Origin of the sequence: Nguyenibacter vanlangensis (assembly GCF_013376155.1) — a bacterium.
In the GTDB taxonomy this organism is placed as follows: domain Bacteria; phylum Pseudomonadota; class Alphaproteobacteria; order Acetobacterales; family Acetobacteraceae; genus Gluconacetobacter; species Gluconacetobacter vanlangensis.
The window spans coordinates 1-5,474 of sequence record NZ_JABXXP010000164.1; the positions used below are offsets into that span (position 1 = coordinate 1).

General features: G+C 64.4%; 5 protein-coding genes. 1 reads left to right on the forward strand and 4 read right to left on the reverse strand.

What is annotated here, in order from left to right; all coding sequences use genetic code 11:
* On the forward strand, positions 1–1,025 hold a 1,025-nt coding region (locus HUK84_RS09555; RefSeq protein WP_176640083.1), incomplete at its 5' end, for a glycerophosphodiester phosphodiesterase.
* 79 nt (positions 1,026–1,104) lie between these two features.
* On the opposite strand, the gene HUK84_RS09560 is transcribed toward HUK84_RS09555, so the two are convergent.
* The 4 genes from HUK84_RS09560 to HUK84_RS09575 form a co-directional block, all read right to left on the reverse strand.
* Positions 1,105–3,444 (reverse strand): TonB-dependent receptor, encoded by a 2,340-nt coding sequence (locus HUK84_RS09560; RefSeq protein WP_176640084.1) that lies wholly within the window; start codon positions 3,442–3,444, stop codon positions 1,105–1,107.
* Between the two features lie 191 nt (positions 3,445–3,635).
* Entirely contained in the window at positions 3,636–4,298 is a 663-nt protein-coding gene (locus HUK84_RS09565) for an aspartate/glutamate racemase family protein (protein ID WP_176640085.1), read from the reverse strand.
* On the reverse strand, positions 4,286–5,089 hold the full coding sequence (locus HUK84_RS09570; RefSeq protein WP_218064299.1) for an ABC transporter substrate-binding protein: 804 nt from the start codon (positions 5,087–5,089) through the stop codon (positions 4,286–4,288). Before HUK84_RS09570 ends, HUK84_RS09565 begins: the two co-directional genes overlap by 13 nt.
* A gap of 20 nt (positions 5,090–5,109) precedes the next feature.
* Positions 5,110–5,474: amidohydrolase family protein (locus HUK84_RS09575; RefSeq protein ID WP_176640087.1), on the reverse strand; the 365-nt coding region annotated here is incomplete at its 5' end.

The following is a 5,474-nucleotide window of genomic DNA, read 5'->3' on the forward strand; positions in this document are numbered from 1 at the left end:
CGTCGCTGGCGCCGCGCCCGCTGGTGATCGGCCATCGCGGCGCTTCGGCCCTGCGGCCGGAACATACGCTGGCCTCGTACGCCAAGGCGATCGCCGACGGCGCCGACTATGTCGAACCCGACCTGGTGCCGACCCGCGACGGCGTGCTGGTCGCTCGCCATGAAAGCAATATCGCCGCCACGACGGACGTCGCCACAAGGCCGGAATTCGCCGCGCGCCGCCGCACCATGGTGATCGACGGGGCGCAGGAAACCGGCTGGTTCACCACCGACTTCACCCTGGCCGAACTCAAGACGCTGCGCGCCTGCGAAAGACTGCCGCAGGTGCGGCCGCAGAACACCCGCTATGACGGGCATTTCGATATCCCGACCTTCGAGGAAATCATCGATTTCGTCGCCGCCGAATCCGCCGCGCGCGGCCGGGTCGTGGGGTTGATCCCGGAAATCAAGAATTCCACCCATTTCCACCGCCTGGGCCACACGCCCGAGGACAGTTTCCTGCGTATCATCGCGGCGCACGACTATACGCGCTTCGCGCCGCTCGAAGTCCAGTCTTTCGAAACCGGCAATCTCCGCCGGCTGTACGGCAAGGTGCAGGCGATCAACCCGCAGGCGCGCCTGCTGTTCCTGATGGGCGAGCGCGGCGAACGCATCCCCGACCTCGCCGCCGCCGGCGGCGGCACGACCTTCGGCGACCTGATGACCCCGGACGGATTGCGCCAGGTACGGGCCTTCGCCGACGTGATCGGCCCGTCCAATACCGACATCATCCCCCGCGATGCCGCCGGCGCCTGGCTCGCGCCCTCGACCCTGATCGCCGACGCCCACCGCGCCGGCCTCCTGGTCCATTCCTATACCTGCCGGCCGGAAAACCGCTTCCTGCCTCGCCAACTCCGCAACGATGCCGGCGACAATGCCCGCAATCCCCAGGGATCGATCGCCGAAATCCGGCGCTATCTGGATCTGGGGCTGGACGGCTTCTTCACCGACGATCCGGCCCTCGGCCGCATCGCGGTCGATGGCTGACCATTCCGCCGGGGCCCGGTCAGCCTCCCCGGCATGCGTCTCGGAAGACCCTCCTGGTCGCGGGTCCGCTTTCGGCCCGTCAGAATCCGGTACTCAGGGATACGATCGCCGCAAAACCCGCGCCGACATAATAGGCCGGGCTGCTGCCGGCCAGGCTGGTGCCGTAGACACCCCGAATCGTCCGGGCGTTGGGTGTCACGCCATAGGCGCCGGACAGATATTTCTCATTTCCGATATTGATCAGATTGACCTGCACCTGCGGATGCCTGGCTGGTCCCAGGGTATGGAAGCGATAGCCGAGCGTCACGTTCGCCGTCTCATAGCCCGGAATATGCTGGTCGTTCATGAACGTCGTATATTGCGACCCCACATAGGTCATCGCGAAATTGCCGAACGCGGCGCCGTCGTCATAAGACAGGCCGATCGTTCCGGAAAATTCGGGGCTCAGCACCGCGGTCTTGCCCTTCGTCGGCAGCAGGTCGCCGCTGCGCGCGAAATTATTGTCGATCGTCGCATGCAGATACTGCCCCGAGAGATAGGGGCTGACATGATGCCACGGCCGCAGGCCGACTTCCGCCTGGACGCCGCGCGACGTCTGTCCCCCGGCGTTCAGCGAGAACGTCTCCGGCGTGCCGTTCACCAGCGCGCTGGTCGAGACCTGACGATTGGTGAAGTTGTAATTGAAGAATGCGGCCGAGACATTCACCAGGCCGTAATGGCGATAACCGAATTCCTCCGAGATCGAATATTCCGGCCTGAGGTTCGTGCTGTGCGTGCTCGACATTTTTCCCGTGGCGACATTGAAGATGTCGACATAGGAGTTGATCGAAGCGGGCTCGCGGAAGGCCGTCGTGCCGTTGAGATAGATCTGGTCGTTCGGCGTGATCCTGTAGCTCGCCGAGACCTGCGGCAACGGCACCGCATCGTTCGCCGTCACCGCGTAGGTCGATCCCGGAATCAGGCTCGTCGCGCTGCGCGATACCATGGCATCCTTGAATCCCGCATTCAACGTCAGGCGGTTGTCCAGAAAACGCAGCGTATCGCTGATGAAAAGCGCATTGATCTGCTGGATGATATGACCGTCGAAGGACCGCAGCACGTCGCCGCCCGCCGTCAGGACCGGCGCATGGCCGTATGAATTCGCGACGTTTCCGGCGAAATCGGCAACGGCGAACGACGTCGCCTCGTTATGGTCGAAATAATCGTACCAATACCCGAACTGCAGGGTGTTATGCCCCCGCGTCCAGGTCAGATAGGCGTTCTGTCCCGCCGAAAACTGCGTGTAGGGATCGACATTTTCGACGGTCGCTTGACCATTGACGCTGTACGGCAGGTTCAGCGGCCCCGCCGGCCGGTTGCCGTAGAACACGTTGTCGTCGTTCAGCACCGATCCGCCATTGATGATGCCGTGATTATACATGAAATAAGGCGTGACCGACAATTTCAGCGCCGCAGTCAGCGCGACGTTCGACGGAACGGCCATCATGACCGTCTGCCGGCGGTAGAAATGGAATTTCTGATACATCGTATTGCCGAACGTATAATTTCCGGCGTAATTGTACGAATCCCCGGATGCGTTCCACTGGGCCAGGGTCGGATTCGTGAACAGGTCGGCACGTACCAGGTTCCAGGCCAGGAAGGGGGCAATCCTGTTGCCGTCGCCCCATTCCTTCACGAAGCGGGCATCGACATGGTCACGCGTCTGGCCGCCCGTGCCGCGCCAATTGTCGTTGCCGCTGTGGGAAAAGGACACATACCCCTTGATGCCCGATGCCCCCAGCCGGCCCGTATCGACCCGCAGAAATGCGCGATTGGTGGCCTTGGACCCGCCCGCGGCGTCAACCAGCCCCCCGAAATGATCCGACGGGTTGCGCAGCCCGGCATTGATCTGCCCGCCGACCGAATTATAGACCGGCGCACTGATGTCCGGCGATCCCTGTGCCACGTCGACGAAGCCCAGATTCTCGCTATCCGCCCATTCGGACGTAAATGGGCTGTAATACAGCCTGTCGCCGACCGGCATACCTTCGAACGTGGTGCCGATCTCAGTCTGGTTCAGGCCGCGGATCGACACGTTCATGCGGTCCGACGTTCCCAGCGGGTCGACGCTGGACACGATCACGCCCGGCATCGCCTTCAGCAGGGTCAGGGCATTCGTGGTCGGCGATTGTTTGGCAATGAAATCACGCGTGATGCCGCTGATGGTTTTGGCGGCGGTCTGCCGCGGCATCAGCCCGCCGCCGGGCGTCGTATTGGTCACCCCGTTGGCGCTGGCCGTGCCGCGTGTGACGGTAATCCGCTCCTCGCGGTCCTGCAGGGGGCTGACGATATCTTCCGCGCGGGCAAGCTGAATGGAATGGGCCAGGACGACACAGGTTGCTGTCCTCAGGAAAAGGCGGGCGCGTGAATGGCGCGTCATGGTCGGTGTCCTTCCGGAAACATGGCGGGATTCCATGAAATCTCCGAAAGAGAATAAACACGGCGCGCGTTCGCCTGCTCGTATCATCATCGGAATGGTTTATCGGTATTTCGCTGTTCCTATCATCGAAACTTATAGGAGGTGCCGATATGTATGTCCCGGCGGCGACCCTGTGTCCCCTTTCGGCCCGGTCAGTTCCGCAGCAGGCAATCCCCGATCAGCGCGGCCACGGCGGCCCGGGTCGGTTCGATGACGGGGCGGCCGCATAGTCCTTCGATCTCCTCGCGGAAATGCGCCATGCCTGCGCATCCCATGATGATCGTATCGGCCCCGTCGGACACAAGCCCGCAGGCCGCCTCGCTCATGCGGTCCAGCACTAATGCGCTGGTCGTTTCCTCGGCGCGGGCGTCGACGGCCCTGCTGCCGGCATAGCGCGCATCGACGCCCATGACGCGGACCAGGCGCCGTTGGCGCAGGATCGCACTGCGCGATAGCGCGACGATGCCGAAGCGATCGCCCACGATCAGGGCATGCAGGATCGCGCTTTCGCCGATGCCCCGGACCGGAATGCCGCCCAGTTCCTCGCGCGCGCCCGGCACGCCCGGATCGCTGAAGCAGGCCACGACATAGCCCCGGGCCGGATGCGCGCGCATCGCATGCAGCACGTCCGGCGCCACCTGGTCGGCGTCGCTCTGCACCGCAATGCCCGCGGGCGTGCCCTGCAATCCCATGACGTCGATCGCAAACGGGCTTCTGGCGCGCAGCGGATCGACGGCGACATCGATCGCGCGCGTCACCGCCGCCGAGGAATTCGGATTGATGACAAGCAGCCGTTCCGCCGTTACGTGGGACATGACAATGCTCCGGATGTGCGGGGCAGGGCGCTTTCGGGCGGCAGCCCCCATTTGCGGATCAGCCGCAGATAGCTGCCATCCGCCTGCAGGCCGTTCAAGGCCCTTTGTACCCGGCAGGTCAGATCGCGATCGTCCTTCGACAGCCCGATGCCCAGCGGCGCCATGTCGAACGGCGCGCCCAATGCCCGGAACCGTCCATGGTTTCGCGCGATGATCCAGGGCGCCGTCAGACTGTCCTGCAGGGTCGCGACCACGCGTCCCTCCATCAGTTGCAGGCGCGCGTCGGCCGAATTCTCGGCGGCGAACAGCACGACGGGCGGCAGGCCGCGCGCCACGCAAATGCGTTCGCTCCAGTGCAGCAAATGCGCGGGCTCGCTGGTGATCCGGCTGGCCGCCACCATCCGGCCGCACATGTCTTGCGGGTCCAACGGACGATGCGGCTCGTCGCTCAGGGTCAGGAACTGCACGCCGGACTGAAGATAATCGACGAATGCGATGCTCTGCCGGCGCGCCGGCGTATCCATCATGCCGTTGAAGAACATCTGGATACGACCGGTTTCCAGCGACGGAATCAACTGCGCGAACGACGTCTCCACGACGCGGCCCGCCATGCCCATCCGCTGCAGTAATGCCGCGCTGAGATCGACATCGAACCCTTCCAGCGCGTCGGTCCGCATGTCGCGCATGTCCAGCGGCGGATAGCTGGGGTACAGGCCCACCGCGATCGTCCGCGCCACGACGGGCGCGGGCAGGCACAGCAGCAGCATGCCCATCGCGGACAGCACCCTCATGAGCAGGACTTCGGCGCGCGTCACGCCTGGCGGATCGCGAACGTGGACGGGATCAGCATGTCGGCGGTCCGGCCCAGCCGGTCGCGCTGCGCCGCCGACCCGACGATACGCGCCTGCTCGGCGACCAGCCGGTCGGTCGCGGCCTGGTAATCGATCGTCAGAATCTTGCCGCGCGCCACGACCTGTCGTCCGTCGACATAGACCGAATGAATCGCCCGATCGTCGCAGGAGAAGATCAGCGAACGCACCGGATCGATCGCGGGACGCATCATGGGATGCCCCAGATCGACCAATACCAGGTCGGCGCAGCTCTGCGCCGACAGCCGCCCGATGTCACGCCGTCCCAGCATCGCCGCGCCCGCGACCGTCGCGGCCTCGAACACCG